The sequence below is a fragment of the Lentzea californiensis genome, from assembly GCF_024648825.1.
In the GTDB taxonomy this organism is placed as follows: Bacteria; Actinomycetota; Actinomycetes; order Mycobacteriales; family Pseudonocardiaceae; genus Lentzea; species Lentzea californiensis.
Map to the genome: position 1 here is coordinate 424300 of NZ_JANBBE010000006.1, position 19274 is coordinate 443573.

The following is a 19274-nucleotide window of genomic DNA, read 5'->3' on the forward strand; positions in this document are numbered from 1 at the left end:
GTCGCCTGGCTGTGTGACGGCATCGCACGGGTCCACGACGGAGCGCCTACGACTCCGCCGAGCCGGGTTCGGACATCTTGCGGTGTGCCTTGGCCTTCACCGGGTCCGGCAGCGCCCGGCCCGCGACCGCCTGCGCCTTGTTCTTCACCGAGCCGGCGACGACGTGGTCCTTGCCCTTCATCAACGCCTCGAACCCCTGGCGCGCGACCTGCGCCGGATCGTCCTTGGCGCCCTGGGCGACCTTGGTGTCCTGCATGCCCGCGCGATCGAAGAAGTTCGTGTCCGTCGGACCGGGCATCAGCGTGGTCACGCTGACACCGGAGTCCTTCAGCTCCTCGCGCAGCCCCTGCCCGAACGAGGCGAGGAACGCCTTCGACGCCGCGTACACCGTCTGGAACGGCCCCGGAGTGGTGGCCGCGATGGAGGACGTGAACAACACGCGCCCTTCCTTGCGGTCCACCATGTCCGCCAGCACGCGGTGCGTCAGGTGCACGGCGGACGTGACGTTCAGGTTGACGATCTCCAGGTTGTCGTCCACGGACGTGTCGCGGACGAAGTCACCGCCGACACCGACACCGGCGTTGACCGCGAGCACGTCGACCGGCCGCCCGCTCGTCCTGATGCGCGCCACGAGGTCCTCGACGCCCTGGTACGACGAGAGGTCGACCTGCACGGCGTCCACCTGGACGCCATGGCCCCGAATCTCCTCGCCGACCGTGTCGATCGCGTCGTCCTCGGCCGCGATCACGAGGTCGTAACCGTTGTCCGCGAACACCTTCGCGAGCTCGAGCCCGATACCGCTCGACGCTCCCGTCACGACTGCCTGTGGGTTCACCGATCCTCCTCCAGAACGCGTGGCCAACACCACCGAGGTACCCCGGAAGAGGCAGGGCATTCGCGGTGCCGGGCTCATCGCCGCAGGAGTGGAAGGAGTCGCGGTGGTGGCCCGCGGCCAGCAGCAAGATCTGCGCGTCCAGCCTGTGGAGCCTAGGGACAGCTGCTATCGCGAGCACCGCTGTCCACTGTGGATCACTTGGGCCACCCGGAAACGACCTCCACCCAGGACGTGAACGAACTCACGTTTAGATCCGGGAAATCCGCACGTACGCTCCTCCAGGTCCGGGCCGTGTGGTGTCTGGCCCAATCCCCCGTTCGAGGAGTTGTGTTTTGCGGCGAACGATGCCGCCGATGTTCCGCGCCCTGAACCATCGGAACTACCGCCGTTGGGCCGCCGCGGACCTGATCTCCGTCACGGGCTCGTGGATGCAGGTCATCGGTGTGAACTGGGTGGTGCTCGAGCGCACGGGTTCGGTGACCTCGGTCGGGTTCTCGGTGCTGCTCAGCACGCTGCCGGCCGTTCTGCTCGGGCCCTGGGCCGGTGCGGTCGCCGACCGGTTCCCGGTGCGCCGGATCGTGCTCGTCTGCCAGGCACTGCACGCCGTGCTGGCGGGCATGCTCGCGTGCGCCGTCTGGTCGGGGATGCCGATGACGCCGGTCTACGCGCTCACCTTCGCCGCGGGGCTGGTCACCGTGTTCGACGGTCCCGCGTTCGGGCGGCTGAGCAGCCAGATCGTCCCGCGCGACGGCCTCGCGAACGCGGTCGCGCTCGGCTCGGTGATCAGTTCGGTCGGGCGAATCCTCGGGATGAGCTCGGCGGGCGTGCTCGTCGCGCTGGTCGGCGCGCCGGTGTTGTTCGCCCTCAACGGTCTCAGTTTTGCCGCCGTCATCGTCGCGGTGCTGACCATCCGCCGTGAGGAGTTCCATCCCCTCGCCACGAGCGCCTCCAGCCGGGCCGGCGTGCGGGAGGGCCTGCGGTACGTCACCGGCAGCGGGCGTCTGCTGCTGCTCGTCACCCTCGGGTTCTTCCTGTCCTGCCTCGGCCGGAACTACCAGGTCACCATGGCGGCGATGAGCACCGACGCGGCGACGTACGGCCTGCTCTCGTCGGTGTTCGCCGTCGGCACGGTGCTCGGCGGGCTGTTCGCGGCGGCCCGGCGCACGCTGTCCGTGCGGCTCCTGCTCGTGGCCGCGACCCTCGCGAGCCTGCTCCAGGCGGTCGGTGGCCTCCTGCCCGGCCCGGTCGCGTTCGCCGTCGTGCTCGTGCCGATCGCCGCGGCGGCGGTGCTGATCGACACGACCATGAGCACCCGCCTGCAACTCGACTCCGAGGACGGCATGCGTGGCCGGATGCTCGCGATCAGCGGCTCCGCCGGGGCTGCCGCGGGTGCGGTCGGCGCGCCTCTGCTCGGCTGGTTGTGCGAGCGGGCCGGGGCGGAGACGACGCTGGTGCTGGCGGGCACCGCGACCCTGCTCGCGACGCTGAGCGCGGCCGCTCTCTTCGGCGCCTCCCCGCAGCGGCGGACGGCGTTCGCCCACCGGGTGCTGCACCGGCGGCGCGGTGTGGCGCACCCGGCCGGACATCCGCACCAGCCCGCGCCGGTCACGCGCCCGCGCCGCCGTGCTCGGGCGCGGGCGAGGACCAGGGCCGAAGCACACGGACGGTGACGGCGGCGTTTCCGGCCGCAACCGGTGGGTAGCCAGCCGTCATGAGCACGAATGTCCACATCACACCCATGGCCGACAACGAGTACGCCGCCGAAGTGCGCGAAGGCACGGAGACGACCAACCACCACGTCGTGCTGTCACAGGACTTCCTCGACGACCTCGCGGTGCCGGAACCGGACGGGGCCACGCTGGTCGAGGAGATCATCCGGTACCTGCTCGACCGCGAGCCGAACACCTCCGTGCCGCACGAGCTGGATCCCGCCGCGCTGGTCGGTCAGGACGCCGAGTTCCTGCCCGAGCTGCGGCGCCGCCTGGGTGCGGAGTGAGGCCTTGCGCATCAGCCGCAAACCGACGGGGGCGAGGTTCTTCGAGCTGTTCGCCGAGATCGGGGCGAACATCGGTGCCAGCGTGGAGGTGCTGCGCGAGTTCGTGAGCGCACCCGTCGACCGGCGCCCCGAACTCGCGGAACGGATGCACGCGCTGGAGAACGTCGGTGACGACGCCACCCACGCGATCATCGAACACCTCGACCGGTCGTTCGTGACGCCGTTCGACCGCGAGGACATCTACCGCCTCACGTCCAGGCTGGACGACGTGGTCGACCACATGGACGCCGCGGTCGACCTGGCGACCCTCTACCGCGTGGGCGTGCTGCCCGCGGGGGTCGACACGCTGGTGGACCTGCTGTGCCAGGCCGCCCGGCTCACCGCGGAGGCGATGCCGCGCCTGGCCGAGCCGCAGCGGCTGACCGACTTCTGGGTCCAGGTGAACCGCCTGGAGAACGAGGCCGACCAGGTCTACCGGCGGCTGCTGTCGGAACTGTTCAACGGTGAGCGCGACGCCCTCGAGGTCATGAAGCTCAAGGACGTCGTCGACGAACTGGAGGCCGCGGCCGACGCGTTCGAGCACGTGGCGGACGCGGTGCACTCGATCGCGGTCAAGGAGTCCTGATGCTCACCGCCGGGCTGGTGCTCGTCGTGGTGCTCGCGCTCGCCTTCGACTTCACCAACGGCTTCCACGACGCCGCCAACGCCATCGCGAGCGCGGTGTCCACCCGCGCGCTGAGCCTGCGCGCGGCGCTCGCCCTGGCGGCGGTGATGAACCTGATCGGCGCGTTGCTCGGCACCGGCGTCGCGGTCACCATCGCCTCGGGACTCATCGACACCCCGGTCGGCGACGACGCGCTGCACGTGGTCACCGCGGCACTGGTGGGCGCGATCGTGTGGAACCTCCTCACCTGGTACTTCGGTCTGCCCTCCTCGTCCTCCCACGCGCTGGTGGGCGGCCTGGTCGGCGCCGCGCTGGCGTCCGCGACCACGGTGCACTGGACCGGCGTGCTGGAGAAGGTCGTCATCCCGATGGTGGTCTCCCCCGTCGTCGGCCTGCTGCTCGGCTACGTGGTGATGACCGCGATCATGTGGGGGTTCCGCAACGCCAACGCGCACCGCGCCGGCCGTCTGATGCGCCGGGCGCAGGTGTTCTCCGCGGCGAGCCTCGCACTGGGCCACGGCTTGCAGGACGCCCAGAAGAGCATGGGCGTCATCGTGCTGGCCCTGGTGGTCAGCGGACACCAGGACAGCTACTCCGTGCCGCTGTGGGTGATCGTGGCGTGCGCGCTGGCGCTGGCACTGGGCACCTACTCGGGCGGCCTGCGCATCATGCGGACGCTGGGCAGGCGCATCTTCCACCTGACGCCGCCGCACGGCTTCGCCGCCGAACTGTCGGCGTCCTCGGTGCTGTACCTGACCGCGTTCGTCTTCCACGCCCCGATCTCCACCACGCACGTGATCACCTCCGCCGTGATGGGCGTGGGGGCGACCACCCGCCGTTCCGCGGTGCGGTGGTCGGTGGCCGCGGACATCGCCAAGGGCTGGGTCCTCACCCTGCCGGCCTCGGCCGTCGTCGCCGCCGCCGCGTACGGCGTGGTGGCGCTCGTGTGACCGTCGAAGCTTCGGCCAGGAGCGTGCGATGACGAGGGCCGACGACCGGCTGCGAGAACGAGGTGGTGGACCTGCTGGTGCAACTGCGCGAGCAGGCAGCCGCCGGCGACGCCACCGCGTTCTGGGCGTGGAAGAACGCCGTGGTCGCCTACCGGGCCATGATCGGCGGCGGCAGCGACTCGCGGAACCTGCGCAACCGCTGTTCTTCCACAATGGACAGCGGGACGTTCCTCGTCTGACAACGACTACGGGCGGTGGCGCAGGATCGCCCCGACGCCCTGCAGCACCTCGATGTCGTCGCCGGCAACGATGTTGGCGCCCGTCACGGCCGCCGCGCGCGTCAACGCGTCGTCCGCGCGGTTGCGCCCGACGGCGACCGGTTCGCCGGCGAACTCGCGCACGGCGGCCTCGTCGGCACCGACCTGATCAGGCCGGTCACTCGTCCACACCAGCTGGTCCGCGAGCACGCCGGCGTTGACGACGAGCGTGTCCACGTTGGCCTGGCGCAGCGCGTCCGCGACCCGCTCGAGTCCTTCGACGGCGAGCCCGTCCCTGCCGAGTTCGGCGCGGAACCGCTCGACGACCTCGGCGTCGCGCTGCTGCTGACGTTGTGCGACCAGCGCACGCACGGTCCTGCCGAACTCGTCGTCGTCCGTGCCATCGGCCAGTCCTGTTCCTTCGACCTCCACGACCAGGTCGTCGTCGAGCCCGAGCTCGTGGCGCACCGCGGTGCGCGCCTGCACCTCGCCGCCGAGGACGACGAGTTCGGCCCGTACCTCGCCGACCAGACGTTCGACCTCTTCGGCGACCTGCTTCGCGTTGTGCTTGACGGTGTCCTCCACGCGCTGCTGCATCCGCTTGTGGGCCCACCCGCCGCCACCGGTCTTGTGCAGCGGGTGCTGCCTGCCGCGAACGGACTGCACCAGTTCGACCTGTCCGTCGAACGAGTGCAGGTCGGCGCCGGACGAGTCGGCGACCACGACGACGTGCGGCACCGGCGGCGGCAGGTAGGACGCGAGCGGCAGCAGGTCCGGCAGCGACGAGTAGCGGGTGACGTCGGCGGGCGGCGGCACCGGCAGCGTCTGGTCCACCAACACGGATGCACCCGACGCGATCAGCACGCGCCCGGCCTTGCCGGCCGGAGGCTCGGCCGCGGACACCGCCCTGTCCAGCGCGGCCAGTGTCTTCTCCGGTGTGCCCTGGTCCGCCAACTGGTTCCGCAGACCCCGCCAGCGCAGATCAGCGATCTCGGCCGCGTCCTCGGTGTCGTGCGACGCGTCGAGGTAGACCGATGCGAACGGACCGGGCGCTGTGGCTACGTCTCGCAACTTCGACATGTCCATGCAACCGGTGTTCCCGGTGAAAAGACGTCTACACGGCGGTCATCGCACCATCGCCAGCGACTGCCGGACGACGCGCAGGTACAGGTGTTCGGTCCTGCGCGCGACCTCGTTCCAGGTGTAGCAGGCGGAGACCCGGTCGGCACCGGCGGTGCCGTAGACGTGGCGCCGGGAGCCGTCCGCGAGCAGCACCCGCAGTTCCTTCGCGAGCCGTTTCGGGTCTCGTGGCGGCACCAGCTTCCCGGTGACGCCGTCCACCACGGTGTCGAGGAGCCCGCCGACCGCCGAGGCGATCACCGGCAGGCCGCACGCCATCGCCTCCAGCGGCACGATGCCGAACGGTTCGTACCACGGCACGCAGGCGACGACTTCGGCCGAGCGCAGGAAGTCCGGCATGTCCTGGCGCGCCACCTGGCCTGCCAGCCTGACGCGGTCACGCACCCCGAGGGCTTCCGCGTGTGCGAGCAACCGCTGCGCCTCCGGATCCGACCGCAGCTTGTGCGCGGGCGGTCCTCCGGCGATCACCAGCTCGGCGTCCGGCACCATCTGCAGCGCGGTGATCAGGTCCTCGAAACCCTTGCGCGGCACCAGCCTGCCGACCGACACGATCCGCCGCGGGCGCGGAGAGGCCGCGGCCGGGTAGAACAGCTCCGGGTCGACGCCGCACGGCACGACGGCGGTGCGCGTGCGGCGGATTCCCATCCGCACCAGCTCGTTCACCTCGTCGTCGCACGTGGCGGCGATCAGATCGGCCTTCTTGCCGATCATCCGCTCGATCGCGATCCGCTGTGGAGGGCTGGTGTCCGCTTCACTCTGGTGGCGGCGTTTCACGGTGCCGAGAGCGTGGAAGGTCTGCACCACCGGCACTTCGACGTCGCGCGCCGCCATCGCCGCGGCGAAGCCGGACATCCAGAAGTGCGCGTGCACGACGTCAGGCGGCGCGGCACGCCAGTCCGCGGCCAGAAAGCGGGCGAACTCCCCCATGAACGGCAGGAGTTCGTCCTTGGGCACGTGCTCCGCAGGCCCGGCGGGCACGTGCACCACCTCGTAACCGGCGTTCGTGCGCACCCGATCGGGGAGCTCACCGTCGTCACGTCGTGTGTAGACCACGACCTCGTGTCCCCGCGCCACCAACGCCTCCGACAACGCGGCCACGTGCACGTTCTGCCCACCGGCGTCGACCCCGCCCAGCACCGCCAGTGGGCTGGCGTGCTCGGACACCATCGCGATCCTCATGCCTTCACCTCCGTCGTACAGCCGGTCGCCGACCGCGACATCGGCATCTGCATCGCGTCATCACGATCGAGGTGCCCTGCGGCGGAAGTCCGGTCCACAGAGGAGATTTATCCCCGGAAAACGCTTCGAAACACCACTCACCGAAGCGCTACTCGGTGTCACCGCATCCCGTGCGCCCGACGTCAACGCCGCCCGTCCGGGTGGCCCACGCTGAGCAACCGGAAGCCCGCTTCCCGCACCTTGTCGGCGGGAACGACGCCTCGGGTGTCGACGAGCACCGGGGTCGTCATCCGGTCCGCGAGCGCGGGCCAGTCCAGCTCGGCGAACTCCGGCCACTCGGTGAGCACCACCAGCACGTCGCGGCCGTCCGCCAGCTCCTCCGGTGTGCCGACGACGGTGATGCCGTCGACGTCGTGCCTGATCGCCGGGTCGTAGGCGCTGACCTCCCCTTCCAGCAGGCGCGCTATCGCGAGCGCCGGCGAGTCGCGCAGGTCGTTGGTGCCCGCCTTGAACGTGAGGCCGAGCAACCCGATCCGGTCGCCCTCGATCATCTGCGCGATGCGGCGGACCTGGTGGTCGTTCGTGTCGACGGCGGCGCGCACGGTCGCGAACTCGACGTTCTGGTCGCTTGCCGTGCTGAGCAGCGCGCGGGTGTCCTTGGGCAGGCAGGAGCCTCCCCAGCCGGGACCGGGCCGCAGGAACGCGGCGCCGATGCGTTCGTCCAGGCGCATTCCCTCGGTGACGCCGTCGATGTCCGCGCCGACGTGCTCGCACAGCTCGGCGAGGGTGTTGACGAAGGACAGCTTCACCGCGAGGAAGCTGTTGCAGGCGTACTTGACCAGCTCGGCCGTGGTGTTGTCGGTCAGCACGACCGGCACGTCGCCGTAGAGCGCGGCGACTCGTCTCGCCGCGTCCTGGTCGGCCGAACCGACCACGACTCGTTGCGGCCGCAGGAAGTCCTCGACCGCGTGGCCCTCCCGCAGGAACTCCGGGTTCGACACCGTCGGCTGGTGCGCGATGTCCCGCGCGGTGCCGACGGGAACCGTCGACTTCAGCACCAGCACGGTGTTCTCCGGCACCTGTGCGACGACGTCGTGCACAGCGGTGAGATCGGCTTCACCGTGCTCACCCGACGGCGTGGGAACGCACACGAACAAGAAGTCCACGTCACGCGGAAACGCCGTGGTGAACTCGATGTCGTGCTGTTCCAGCAGCTCCGCGAGCCCCGGTTCGACCAGGTCGACCTCGTTGCGCCGCAACCGCTCGACCTTGGCCTCGTCCACGTCCGCGCAGACGACGTCGTGGCCGAGGTGCGCCAGGCAGGCCGCCGTGGTCAGGCCGACGTACCCTGCGCCAACGACACCGATTCGATGCACGTTCGCCCTCCCGACATGTCTCGTGCCCCGGCCTGCTCGTTCTGGGCCATCCGCACCTGGAGCTCGCCGCGGGCTCGATGCACGCAGGCGGCCGGCGGGATGACGGCACTCGTCACGATCATCCGCACGACCTCCGGCGCCGTACGCGGCCCCGGCGCGATGCGTTGCACCGCGAACCGCGTGGTCATGGCGGCCCAACCGAGTGCCGCGACGGCCGCGGCACGCCTCCTACCAATAAGTCCACAGAGGACGGATGCGACCCCGAGACCGGTGGTGAGCGCGTGTTCGCGCAACCTGCCGCGATGACCGCCGATCTTCTCCCGCCACTGAGGACCGTGCAGCTTGCGCATCAACGCGTCGTCGGCGTTCCCGCGCTGCTGCTTGACGCTGGTGAAGAAACCGGTGCGGCGCACGGGATGGGTGGTCACCCGGTCCCCGGACACGACGCGGTACCCGAGGTCGATCACCCGCAACGCGAGGTCGGCGTCCTCCCGGTAGGCCCTGGGAAAACGCTCGTCGAACCCGCCGGTCTCCAGCAGCACGGACCGCCGGTAGGCCATGTCCGCGGTGATCCACTTCGCGCCGGCGAGCCCGGAGGTGTTGCGTTCCCAGTCGGTGGGCCTGCGGTCCGGCGGCAGCGGCACCTCGATGCGCGCCTGGCTGGCCGCCACGTCGTCGCCGACCGCCGTGAGGTCCTGGACGAGCCGGCGTTTCCAGTCCGGCGGCGGCACCACGTCGTCGTCGAGGAAGACCACCCACTCGCTGGTGGCCCGCCGCCACCCGGAGTTGCGCGCGGCCGCCGGTCCGCGGCCGAACCGGTCGTACACCACGATGATCTCGTCCGGCGGCGGTCCCTCGCCGTGCCGGATCGCGTCCATCACGACGTCGAGGCTCTCGCGGCCGACCGTGGGGATGACGACGGTGTAGCCGGTCATCGCCGCACCACGAACGGGCCGATCGCGAGCAGGTCGATGGGCGAGGAACCGAAGCACTCCAGCGCGTCCCGCGGGGAGTCGACCATGGGCCGCCCGGCCGTGTTGAGGCTGGTGTTGACCACGACCGGCACACCGGTGCGGCGGTCGAACTCCTCCAGCACCCGTTCCAGCAACGGGTCGTCCGCCACGGTCTGCGCGCGGGCGGTGCCGTCCACGTGCACCACGGCCGGGATGCGGTCCCTCCACTCAGGACGGACGTCGTGGACGAAGAGCATGTAGGGACTGGGAACCGGTCCGCGCTCGAACAACTCGTGCGCCCGGCTCTGCAGCACCATCGGCGCGATCGGCCGGAACTGCTCGCGGCCCTTCACGTCGTTCATCCGCTCCAGGTTCGCCGCGTGACAGGGGTTCGCGAGCAGCGACCGGCGGCCCAGCGCGCGTGGCCCGTACTCCGACCGCCCCTGGAACCAGGCGATGATCTTGTCGTCCGCCAGCGCCCGCGCCACCACCGCGGCCAGGTCCGCCGGCTTCTCGTAGACGACCTTCGCCGTCTTCAGCACCTGCTCGATCTCGTCGTCGCTCCAGCTGCGGCCGAGGTCCGCGCCGGGCATCGGCGCCAGCGGCTCACCCGACGCCACGTGCAGCGCGGCCCCGAGGGCGGTGCCCGAGTCGCCGGCCGCGGGCTGCACCCACACCTCGTCGAACGGTCCCTCGGCGAAGATGCGCGTGTTCGCGACGCAGTTCAGCGCCACCCCGCCCGCCATGGCGAGCCTGCGTTCACCCGTCTGCTCGTGCAGCCACGTGGTGAGCTCCAGCAGCACCTCCTCCAGCCTGCGCTGCACGCTGGCGGCGAGCTCGGCGTGTTCCTGCAGCAGTTCGCCGTCCGGCGGCTTGGCCAGGGTGTTCCACTCGATCGGCACGATCTGGAACCCACCGTCATCGGTGGTCCTGATGTGCTCGCGCATGAGGTCCAGGTGCACCGGCTCGGCGTGCGAGGCGAGTGCCATGACCTTGTACTCGTCGCTGGACCGCAGGAAACCGAGGTGCTCGGTCAGGTCTTCGTAGAGCAGGCCGAGCGAGTGCGGCAGCCGTTGCTCGGCGAGCTTGACCAGCTGCTGGTCGTCATACCGCCCGGCCAGGTAGGAGCCGCACTCGCCGCGCCCGTCCGCCACCAGCACGGCGCAGTTGCCGCCGAACGGTGCCGCGAGCCCGGTCGAGGCCGCGTGCGCGGCGTGGTGCGGCACGAACCGCACGATCTCCGGGTCCAGGCCGGGCAACGCGGTGGCCAGGAACTGGGGGGCCCGCCGGGCGTAGTTGGTGCGCAGTTCCTCCCACGGCGCGGTGCCGTCCTCCGCGAGCGCCGGATCGTAGGAGTACGCGACGGCGTCGAGGTCGGCCGGCGTGAGCCCGGCCTTCTCCAGGCACCACCTGGCCGCCATCTCCGGCAGCTCCCAAGCCGAGAACGGCACCGGCCGCTTGCCGTGCTTGCGCCGGGAGAACCGTTCCTCCTCGGCGGCCGCGACCGTGTGCCCGTCGATCACGAGGGCGGCCGCGGGGTCGTGAAAAATCGCGTTGATGCCCAGAACCCGCATCACGTCTCCCTCGCCATGAGTCGTAGTCCTCGTTCCAGCGGGATCTGGGGCTCCCAGCCGAGCAGCTCCCGCGCTCTGGTGACGTCCGGCCTGCGTCGCCGGGGGTCGTCGGTCATCGCGCCGACGTGCACGATCTCGGAGTCGCTGCCGGTCACCTCGATGACCTGCTTGGCAACCTCCAGCACCGTGACCTCCTCGGGGTTGCCGAGGTTGACGGGACCGGCCTCGCCGCTGTCCGCCATGGCCAGCACGCCGCGCACGAGATCGGACACGTAGCAGAGCGACCGCGTCTGCGTGCCGTCACCGTGCACGGTCAGCGGTTCGTTCTTGCGCGCCTGCGCGAAGAACGTGGGCAACATGCGGCCGTCACTCGACTTCATCCGCGGCCCGTAGGTGTTGAAGATCCTGACCACGCCGACGTCGAGCCCGTGCTCCCGCCGGAACGCGAACGCGAGCGCCTCGCCGAACCGCTTGGCCTCGTCGTACACGCTGCGCGGCCCGATCGGGTTGACGTTGCCCCAGTAGGTCTCCCGCTGCGGGTGCTCCAGCGGATCGCCGTACACCTCGCTGGTGGAGGCGACGACGACCCGCGCACCGAGCCGTCTGGCCTCCTCCAGCACGTGGTGCGTGCCGAATCCGCCCGTCTCGAGCGTGCCGACGGGTGACGCCAGATAGGCCGGCGGCGACGCGGGGCACGCGAAGTGCAGCACCAGCTCGCTGGGCGGTAACCGGAGCGGTTCCCGCACGTCGGCGTGCACGAGGTCGACGGCGGGCGGCACGTTCGCGGGCTCTCCCGTGCTGAAGTCGTCCACACAGGTCACCCGCATGCCCCGCTCCACCAGGGCGTCGCATAGGTGCGAGCCGAGAAAGCCCGCTCCTCCGGTCACCACAGCGCGCTCTGCCATGGAAATGAGCTACCCGGCGAAACGCTCCCTACACCGCTCCCGGAAAAGTAGGGGACTTGCTGATCTCCGCTTCACCGCAACGGATCGTGTCGCCGGCGAGCCGCAGGGTCGCCATTCCCCGTGATGAGGAGGAGGCTGGGGGCATGACCTCCTCCAGCCGCGGTCCCGGCGACGCCGCCGCGGCGCAACGCCTCGTCGAAGCGATCACGAGACGAGCGGCCCTGCACGAAGCCATCGGCGTCGTGCAGGTCTGGAGCGGTGACCAGGACGACGTGCTGGAGCGGTTCTGCGACCGGCGCAGCGACGCCGAACGCGAGGCGGAGGTCGAGCGGGTCAACGCGGTCGTGGACGCCGCGGCCGAGCGGCGCACGGACCCCGATTGGGACGACTAGACCCGCGCCAACTCCGCAGCTTCGAGGTTTCCGCCGGTGAGGCGGCGGGCCACGTCGCGGACCGGGCTCCCCTGCGTGGCGGCGTAGCCGAAGATGAGGCGGCGGGCCTCGTCCGTGCCGATGTCGAGGGCGCCGGCGACCATGCCGATGGCGTGCGCGAGCATCACGCGGTCGTTGAGCGTGGTCAGCGTCTTCTCGGCCAGCCGATGCGTGCGCGCCGGGTCGTCGTCCTGCGACAGGCCCAGCACCGCCAGATCGGCCAGCACCTGCCCGAGCCGCTGCTGCCACTCCTCCCACGGCGTGACAGCGGCGTAGAACACGTTCAGGCCACCGACCGCATCCCCGGAGAGACGCATCGGCACGGCGTGCACCGCGCGGAACCCGGCATCGAGCGCGGCCTGGGTGAACGCCGGCCAGCGGCCAGGCTCGTCCCGCAGGTCCGGGGAGGCGATCATCGCGTCGTGACGCACGCAGTCCACGCACGGACCTTCGTCGATCTGGCTCTGCAGCAGTTCGAGGAACCGGGCCTGTTCGTCGGAGGCCGACACGACGCTCAGCCCACCCCGCGGATCGACCAGCATCACCCCGATCGCCGACGCCGACAGCAGGCTCTCGCACGCGGCGGTGACCAGGCGCAGGACCGACTCGGCGTCGTGACAGCCGACCAGACTCGCCGTGAGCTCGCTCAGCGTGATGGCGATCTGTTCCTGGGCACGGGGCACACCCGCAGCATACGACCCGCCACCGCCCGCTGCTCGCGACACAGCTCAGTCCGCCAGCCGGTCCAGCGGGATGCGGCGCTCCAGCAGGTCACGCGCCACGTCCAGCACCGACCGGCCAGACGAGAACGCGTGCGCGCGCAACCGGGCGAACGCGTCCTCCAGACTGATCTTCAACTTCGCGGCCAGCATCCCGGTCGCCATGTTCACGTCCTGGTACGACAAGGTCATCCGCAGCTGGTCGTCCTCGTCCGCGGAGTCGTTCTGCTCCAGCAACGCGTAGGTCGCCAGGTCGGCCAGGACCGCCGCGTCGGCGACCCCCGCCGCGGTCAGGCCACCGGGACGGCGGCGGTACAGGTCGAGCGTGCCGAGCCTGATGCCGCCGACCTGCAGCGGGAACGCGAACATCGCCGCCAGGCCCTCCGCCGAGGCCGCCGCGTCGAAACCCGGCCAGCGCACGCCGTCCGCGCCGAGGTCCGCCACCAGCACCGGCGCGGCCTCCTGGAACGCCGCCACGCCCGGTCCCTCGCCCAGCGTGTACTGGATCTCCTCCAGCCGGGCCGCCCACTCGTCGCTCGCGCCGACCATCTCCTCGGCGCGCGCACTGCCGCGCAACGTCAGCGCCGCGCCGTCCACACCGGGCAGGACGTGCAGGCACGCGGCGCACAACGCCTGTGCCAGACCCGCGCGCCCGGAAGCCTCGGCGATGAACTCCTCCACCGCCCGCGTGAGCCGTTCCCGACGCTGCCCGTCCAACACCCGTCCTCTTGCCCAGCGGTCGCGCGGTCAGCCCCACCCGATCCGACGTCAGGGTACGAACCTAGACCGGATCACGGCTCCTCCGCACCACGACCGGCTGAGCGGGGCCGCATCCGGCCTACGGCCAGGACGGTTCCTCCGCGTGGGCCACGACGAGTTCGCGCACCTCACACCCCGCCGGCTGGCTCAGCGCGAACATGATCGCGGCCGCCACCCGGTCCGGCGGGTTCAGCTTCGCCGTGTCCGACGGCTTGTACTGCTCGTCGCGGTCGTCGAAGAAGTGGGTGCGCATCCCGCCGGGAACGACCAGCGTCACGCCGGTCCGGCCGGCCGTCTCGGCCGCCAGGGCGCGGGTGAAGCCGACGACGCCGAACTTCGACGCGCAGTACGCCGTGGCGTCACTGACCGCGCGCAACCCGAGGGTGGACGCGATGGTCACCACCCGGCCGTTCTCCAGGTACGGCAGCGCGGCGCGCACGACCGCGACCGTGCCGAACAGGTTCACCCGCACGACGTGTTCCCACTCCGCCGTGGGCACCTCGTCGAGACGTCCGCACCTGTCCACGCCCGCGGCGGTCACCACGGCGCTCAGGTCGCCGTTGCGGGAGACCAGGTCCCGCACGGCCCGTTCGGCGGCGTCGGTGTCCGACAGGTCGACCGACTCGAAGTCGGCCACGTGCGGCGCCGACGGCGCCGCCTTGTCCAGCACGAGTGGCCGCCCGCCCGCCTCGTGCACGGCGTCGACCACCGCCGCACCCAGTCCGGACGCGCCTCCGGTCACCAGCACAGCACCCAGCATCAAGCCCTCCTCGACAGGATCTCGGTCGTCGAACGGCCGCGGTGGTACGGGACGACGACCGTCCGGCCGCCCCAGTGCCGCACCACAGCCGTCTCCGGCAACAGCTCGGCGGTGTAGTCACCGCCCTTCACCCACACGTCCGGACGCAGGTCGCGCAGCACGCGTTCCGGTGTGTCCTCGGGGAACACCACCACCTCGTCCACGCAGCCCAGCGCGCGCAACACCTCCACGCGGTCGGCCTGCCGGTTCACCGGGCGCTCCGGCCCTTTCAGCCTGCTCACCGACGCGTCGGAGTTGAGACACACCACGAGGCAGTCGCCGAGCTCCCGTGCCGCCCGCAGCATGCGGACATGACCGGCGTGCAGCACGTCGAAGCACCCGCCCGTGGCCACCACGACACCGCCACGAGCACGTACGGCGTCCACAGTGGACATGGCCGCACCGGCCATTCCCGAGACACCGCCGTCGGCCAGGAACCGCGCGGCCGAGACAACGGCGTCCGCCACGGCCTCGTCAGGTGTGGCACCCGCGGCCAGCCGCGCCGCCGCCGTCACCGCGAACCTGTCCCCCGCACCGCAAGGGTCCAGCACGGACACCTTCGGCGCGGGCACCGCGACGGGCGTCCCTCCACAGTGGAGCAACGCACCACCGGAGCCCTTCGTCACCACCACCGCACGCGCACGCCACCGCGACAACAACTCCTCCGCCGCCTCGAACGGGTCGGCGTGGCCGCTGAACGCCGTGGCCTCGGCGAGGTTCGGAGTGACCAGCCGGGCACCGGGCACCGGCGCGGGACCACGGGGGTGCGGGTCCCACACCACGGGAACGCGGGTGAGCACCGACCGCAGGCGTTCGTCGCGGAGAAGCCCGCGGCCGTAGTCGGACGCCAGCACGAAGTCCGCGGACAGCACCGCGTCGAGCATGTCGTCGGTGGCCTTGGGCTCCGCAGGGCCGCCACCGCGGTCCATGCGCGCCAACGAGGTCCCACCGCAGCGCAGGCGCGTCTTCACCGACGTGCGCGCGGCCGAGGGCCCGAACACCCCGGGTACGTCCAGCAGTGAACGGATCCGGTGCCCGTCCTCGTCGTCGGCCAGCGCGCTGACCAGCGTCACGTCCACGCCGTCGCGCGACGCCATCGTCGCCGCGAGCGCGGCACCTCCCGGCCTGGCGCGTTCGGCGGACACGTCGAGGACGGGAGCGGGCGCGTCCGGGCACAGCCGCTCAGCCGTGCCCTCCACGTCGACGTCCAGCAGCGAGTCGCCGACGACCACCAGCTTCATGAGACCCTCCGCAGGGTCGCGGGCAAGGCGGCCTCGAAGGCCTCGCAGAGGGCGTGGACCGCGACGAGCTGCGCCTCCTGCACGTGACACGGGTCGCCGGGCAGGTCCAGGACCTCGTCCGCCAGCTCGGCCAGCGGGTTCGGCGCCGGGCCGGTGAACGCCCAGACCTGCGCCCCCACCTTCCTGGCCGCGCGGGCGGCCTCCAGCAGGTTCGCGCTGCGGCCGCTGGTCGACAGCAGCACGACGATGTCCCGTGGACGCGCGTGGGCAAGGATCTGCCGGGCGAAAACCTGGTCGTAGCCGTAGTCGTTGGCGATCGCGGTGACGCTCGACGTCTCGGAGCACAGCGCCAGCGCCGAGAACGGCGCGCGGTCGTGCCGGTACCGGCCGACGAGCTCGGCGGTCAGGTGCTGCGCCTCGGCGGCGGACCCGCCGTTGCCCGCGGCGAGCAGCCTGCCGCCCTCGGTGAGCCTGCCGGCGAGCGCGGCACCCCAGCGGGTGAGCCGCGGCGCCTGGGCCCGCAGGGCGGTCAGCGTGCCTGCCAGTCCGTTCAGGTGCTTCTCGACGCTCATCGCGCCACCGCCAACTGGCTGGCATGCTCGGAGACCATCGCGAGCCTCATCCGGCCACCTCCTCCACCACGTCGTCCCAGCTCCGCAGGAACGCATCGAGTCCGTACCGGGCCAACGCGAACTCGCGCGCCCTCTTCCCCTTTTCGTGCGCGAGCGCGGGATCCTCGATCAGTTCCCTCGCCGCGCGCACCAGTTCCTCCACGTCCGTGGAGACCGTGCCGGCCTCCTCGGGCACGGCGCGCACCACCTCGGTGCACGCGAGCGCCACGACCGGCATGCCGATGTGCATCGCCTCGATGAGCGACAGCCCCAGCGAGGTCCAGCGCACCGGGTGCACGTACACGCGCCGGCGAGCCAGTTCCCGGTGCAGCGAGCCGAGGTCGTGGTCGCCCAGACCACCGATCGGCTCGGTGTTCATGCCGAACACGTCGATCGGGTCGAACCGCGGCAGCAGGTCGGTGCCGACGATCCGGCCGCGCCGGACGGGGTCGTTGACGACCGCCGCCGCGCGGGCGAGCTCGCCGGTGTAGAGCGGGCCGGGGTCGGCCACGCCGTGCTCGACGACGACCGTCCGGGTGGACCCGCAGTCCCACATCAGGTCGTTGAAGTGCGTGACGTGCACCAGGATCCCGTCCCAGTCCGCCATCGGGTGCTTCTGCCCCGGCGCGCTCGGCGTGTTGTGTTCCAGGTACACCACCGGGATTCCGCGCGGTACCCGGTCCATTTCCTCCGGCCGTTGCACCACCGCGATGTCGGCGTCCACTTCGGACAGAGGTGTCTCGGTCGCACGCCAGGGACGCCCGGCGAGACCGATGCCGTCGGGAGGACCGACGATCAGGTAGTCGTGGTCGCCCTGGACGAAGGAGTTCGTCCAGGAACCGTGCACGTGCCAGAGCAGGATCCTCATCGGGTCACCTCCGCGACGGCCGCGACGACCTCGGCGGGTTCCACGAGGTCGAGGCAGGGGTGGCCGGGTACTGGACAGTTGCGGGCACGGCTGTCGCGGCACGGCGCGTGCTGGTCGCCGAGCAGGACATGCCTTCCGTGCGGTGCCCATCGGGCGGCGGGCACGACGGGTGCGAACAACGACACGACCGGTGTGCCGACCGCGACCGCGAGGTGGGCGGGGCCGGTGTTGCCGACGACGACCGCCTCGGCACCGGCCAGCACGCCGCTCAGCTCGCGGAAGGTGGTGCGCCCGCCCAGATCGGTCCCGCACGCGCCGGCGACGTGCCCGGTCAGGCCGGTTTCCGCCGGTCCGCCGGTCACGACCACGCGATGCCCCGCCGCGTTCAACGCGACCACGGCCTTCGCCCACCGGTCGGGCGACCAGGTGCGGGCGGGCGCCGTCGCACCTGGGTGCACCACCACGTACGGGTGGCTCAGTTCCTCGTGCACCAGTTCGGCTCTGGGCGGGTCGAGCACGGCAAGCCCGCCGTCGTCTCCCGGCGGCAGCTCGAACCCGGCCGCGCGCGCGACCTGCAACGCCCGTTCGGCCTCGGGCACGTCCGGATCGCCGGTCAGCCGCACGTCCAGCAGCGAACCGGGGTAGTCGGTCGAGCGCGCCACGACCTTCGGCACCCCGGCGAGCCGCAGCAGCAGGGCCAGTGGCAACGGGCTCTGGTGGAACGACGTCAGCACCAGCGCCACGTCGGCCCGGATGCCGTGCACCAGTGCGACCACGGCCTCGATGTCGATCGGCCGGACCTCGGGCGCCGGGTAGACGATCCACGGGCACTCCCACTCGACGATCCGGTTCACGCCGGGCAGCAGTCCGGCCGCCCGCACTCCGCCGGGCCCGCACAGCAGGACGACCTCACCGGACGCGGCCGCCGCGCGGATCGCCGGACCCGCGAGCAGGACGTCGCCGTCACTGTCCAGCCGCGCCACCAACGTCCTCACAGGATCATCTCCATCGCGGCGCGCAGGTCCGCGGCGGTGCGCGGCGCGCGTTCGACCTCGTCCGGCCGGGTCACCTCGGTGGGGACCAGCACGGACGTCGCGCCCGCGTTGCGCGCGGCCACCACGTCGGCCTCGATGTCTCCCACGACCACCGTGCGATCCGGCCTCACGCCGAGCGCCTCGCAGGCCCTGAGCACCAGGCCGGGGGCGGGTTTGCGGCACGCGCAGCCGTCGTCCGGGTGGTGCGGGCAGATCTGCCACGTGCCGAACGGCCCGAGCAGCTCCTCGACGCGGGCGTTGACCGCGCGCACCTGGTCCTCGGTCAGCAGTCCCCTGCCGATTCCGGACTGGTTGCTCACCACTCCGGTGCGCACACCGCGTGCGCGCAGGTCCCTGACCGCTTCGCGAGCGCCGGGCATCAGCTCCACTCGAGCCGGGTCGCCGTTGTACGGCACATCACGGACGAGCGTGCCGTCGCGGTCGAAGAGCACCGCCTCGATGGTCCGATCCATAGAGGAGATTTAGCCGAGAAAAACGGCTTGAAACGCTACTCAGAGAAGCGATTCCCGACACGCCGAGTGAGGATGTGTTGCCCGCGGTGATGACGGTCCTCACGAACGGGCGGCCGCCGTCGCCCGTTCGTTCGCCTTGGCGATCGCGTCGACCAGCTCGTTCTTGCTCATCCGGGACCGGCCGTCGATCTTCAGCCGCCTCGCGACGTCGTAGAGGTGTTCCTTGCTCGCGTTCGCGTCCACCCCACCGGCGGTCTCGCCCTGCGCCGGCGTGCTCCTCGCCGCCTGGGGGTCGGACGGTCCTTTCTCGTCCTTCGCTTCCCAGTGGTCGCCGACCTTCTCGAACGAGTGCTTCAGCGCGGAGAACGCCGTGCGGTGTGCACGTTCGCCCTCTCCGTAGGTCTCCACGGCCGCGTCGTGGGCCTTGATCCAGGTGCGTTGCGCCTTCCGCGACGAGCGCGCCAGGGTGCTGGGGAGTTCCTCTCGTCCGGGCATGCTTCCTCCATGTTT

General features: G+C 71.3%; 22 protein-coding genes. 6 read left to right on the top strand and 16 right to left on the bottom strand.

All coding sequences use genetic code 11. The features are described from left to right. Positions 1-46: 46 nt before the first annotated feature. Positions 47-835 carry an SDR family NAD(P)-dependent oxidoreductase gene (locus tag LX88_RS24130; RefSeq protein ID WP_258950081.1) on the bottom strand — a complete coding sequence of 263 codons (789 nt, stop codon included), beginning with the start codon at positions 833-835 and terminating at the stop codon, positions 47-49. A gap of 353 nt (positions 836-1188) precedes the next feature. Here LX88_RS24130 and LX88_RS24135 point away from each other — a divergent pair, with 353 nt between their 5' ends. The 5 genes from LX88_RS24135 to LX88_RS24155 all read left to right on the top strand — a co-directional run bounded on the left by LX88_RS24135 (position 1189) and on the right by LX88_RS24155 (position 4684). Next, entirely contained in the window at positions 1189-2505 is a 1317-nt protein-coding gene (locus LX88_RS24135) for an MFS transporter (RefSeq protein ID WP_258950082.1), read from the top strand. A gap of 41 nt (positions 2506-2546) precedes the next feature. After that, a complete protein-coding gene (locus tag LX88_RS24140; RefSeq protein ID WP_258950083.1) occupies positions 2547-2831 on the top strand; it encodes a hypothetical protein in 285 nt (94 codons plus the stop codon). Between the two features lie 4 nt (positions 2832-2835). Next, positions 2836-3456, top strand: coding sequence for a DUF47 domain-containing protein (locus LX88_RS24145; RefSeq protein ID WP_258950084.1), 621 nt, complete (start codon positions 2836-2838; stop codon positions 3454-3456). Continuing rightward, positions 3456-4445 carry an inorganic phosphate transporter gene (locus tag LX88_RS24150; RefSeq protein WP_258950085.1) on the top strand — a complete coding sequence of 330 codons (990 nt, stop codon included), beginning with the start codon at positions 3456-3458 and terminating at the stop codon, positions 4443-4445. The genes LX88_RS24145 and LX88_RS24150 overlap by 1 nt, the downstream gene beginning before the upstream one ends. Positions 4446-4510: 65 nt before the next feature. Continuing rightward, the gene (locus LX88_RS24155; RefSeq protein ID WP_258950086.1) at positions 4511-4684 is read left to right on the top strand and encodes a hypothetical protein; all 174 of its coding nucleotides are present in this window, start codon (positions 4511-4513) and stop codon (positions 4682-4684) included. 6 nt (positions 4685-4690) lie between these two features. Here LX88_RS24155 and LX88_RS24160 read toward each other — a convergent pair whose 3' ends face one another. The 6 genes from LX88_RS24160 to LX88_RS24185 form a co-directional block, all read right to left on the bottom strand. Continuing rightward, positions 4691-5782, bottom strand: coding sequence for an Rv2629 family ribosome hibernation factor (locus LX88_RS24160; protein WP_258950087.1), 1092 nt, complete (start codon positions 5780-5782; stop codon positions 4691-4693). Between the two features lie 45 nt (positions 5783-5827). Continuing rightward, on the bottom strand, positions 5828-7021 hold the full coding sequence (locus tag LX88_RS24165) for a glycosyltransferase (protein WP_258950088.1): 1194 nt from the start codon (positions 7019-7021) through the stop codon (positions 5828-5830). 182 nt (positions 7022-7203) lie between these two features. Beyond that, positions 7204-8397 (bottom strand): UDP-glucose dehydrogenase family protein, encoded by a 1194-nt coding sequence (locus LX88_RS24170; RefSeq protein WP_258950089.1) that lies wholly within the window; start codon positions 8395-8397, stop codon positions 7204-7206. Next, a complete protein-coding gene (locus tag LX88_RS24175) occupies positions 8355-9332 on the bottom strand; it encodes a glycosyltransferase family 2 protein (RefSeq protein WP_307790901.1) in 978 nt (325 codons plus the stop codon). The genes LX88_RS24170 and LX88_RS24175 overlap by 43 nt, the downstream gene beginning before the upstream one ends. Beyond that, positions 9329-10924, bottom strand: coding sequence for a carbamoyltransferase family protein (locus tag LX88_RS24180; protein ID WP_258950090.1), 1596 nt, complete (start codon positions 10922-10924; stop codon positions 9329-9331). Before LX88_RS24180 ends, LX88_RS24175 begins: the two co-directional genes overlap by 4 nt. After that, positions 10924-11829 (bottom strand): NAD-dependent epimerase/dehydratase family protein, encoded by a 906-nt coding sequence (locus LX88_RS24185; RefSeq protein ID WP_258950091.1) that lies wholly within the window; start codon positions 11827-11829, stop codon positions 10924-10926. Before LX88_RS24185 ends, LX88_RS24180 begins: the two co-directional genes overlap by 1 nt. Positions 11830-11972: 143 nt before the next feature. On the opposite strand from LX88_RS24185, the gene LX88_RS24190 reads away from it, so the two are divergent. Next, positions 11973-12221 (top strand): hypothetical protein, encoded by a 249-nt coding sequence (locus LX88_RS24190; RefSeq protein WP_258950092.1) that lies wholly within the window; start codon positions 11973-11975, stop codon positions 12219-12221. Here LX88_RS24190 and LX88_RS24195 read toward each other — a convergent pair. From LX88_RS24195 to LX88_RS24235, 9 genes are all read right to left on the bottom strand, one after another. Further along, positions 12218-12943, bottom strand: a complete 726-nt coding sequence (locus LX88_RS24195; protein ID WP_258950093.1) for a GAF domain-containing protein — start codon at positions 12941-12943, stop codon at positions 12218-12220. The genes LX88_RS24190 and LX88_RS24195 overlap by 4 nt on opposite strands. Positions 12944-12988: 45 nt before the next feature. Beyond that, positions 12989-13699, bottom strand: coding sequence for an ANTAR domain-containing protein (locus tag LX88_RS24200; protein ID WP_258950094.1), 711 nt, complete (start codon positions 13697-13699; stop codon positions 12989-12991). Between the two features lie 118 nt (positions 13700-13817). Continuing rightward, positions 13818-14498: an SDR family oxidoreductase gene (locus LX88_RS24205; RefSeq protein WP_258950095.1), complete on the bottom strand. Its 681-nt coding sequence runs from the start codon at positions 14496-14498 to the stop codon at positions 13818-13820. Next, positions 14498-15778: a D-glycero-beta-D-manno-heptose 1-phosphate adenylyltransferase gene (rfaE2, locus tag LX88_RS24210; RefSeq protein WP_258950096.1), complete on the bottom strand. Its 1281-nt coding sequence runs from the start codon at positions 15776-15778 to the stop codon at positions 14498-14500. Before rfaE2 ends, LX88_RS24205 begins: the two co-directional genes overlap by 1 nt. Then, positions 15775-16350 carry a D-sedoheptulose-7-phosphate isomerase gene (locus tag LX88_RS24215; protein ID WP_258950097.1) on the bottom strand — a complete coding sequence of 192 codons (576 nt, stop codon included), beginning with the start codon at positions 16348-16350 and terminating at the stop codon, positions 15775-15777. The genes rfaE2 and LX88_RS24215 overlap by 4 nt, the downstream gene beginning before the upstream one ends. A 46-nt stretch (positions 16351-16396) precedes the next feature. Further along, positions 16397-17257, bottom strand: coding sequence for a glycosyltransferase (locus LX88_RS24220; protein ID WP_258950098.1), 861 nt, complete (start codon positions 17255-17257; stop codon positions 16397-16399). Continuing rightward, on the bottom strand, positions 17254-18252 hold the full coding sequence (locus tag LX88_RS24225) for a glycosyltransferase family 9 protein (RefSeq protein WP_258950099.1): 999 nt from the start codon (positions 18250-18252) through the stop codon (positions 17254-17256). The genes LX88_RS24220 and LX88_RS24225 overlap by 4 nt, the downstream gene beginning before the upstream one ends. Next, complete coding sequence (locus LX88_RS24230; RefSeq protein ID WP_258950100.1) at positions 18249-18764, bottom strand: D-glycero-alpha-D-manno-heptose-1,7-bisphosphate 7-phosphatase; 516 nt, start codon at positions 18762-18764, stop codon at positions 18249-18251. Before LX88_RS24230 ends, LX88_RS24225 begins: the two co-directional genes overlap by 4 nt. Before the next feature lie 99 nt (positions 18765-18863). Further along, the gene (locus LX88_RS24235; RefSeq protein WP_258950101.1) at positions 18864-19259 is read right to left on the bottom strand and encodes a ChaB family protein; all 396 of its coding nucleotides are present in this window, start codon (positions 19257-19259) and stop codon (positions 18864-18866) included. Positions 19260-19274: the final 15 nt, after the last annotated feature.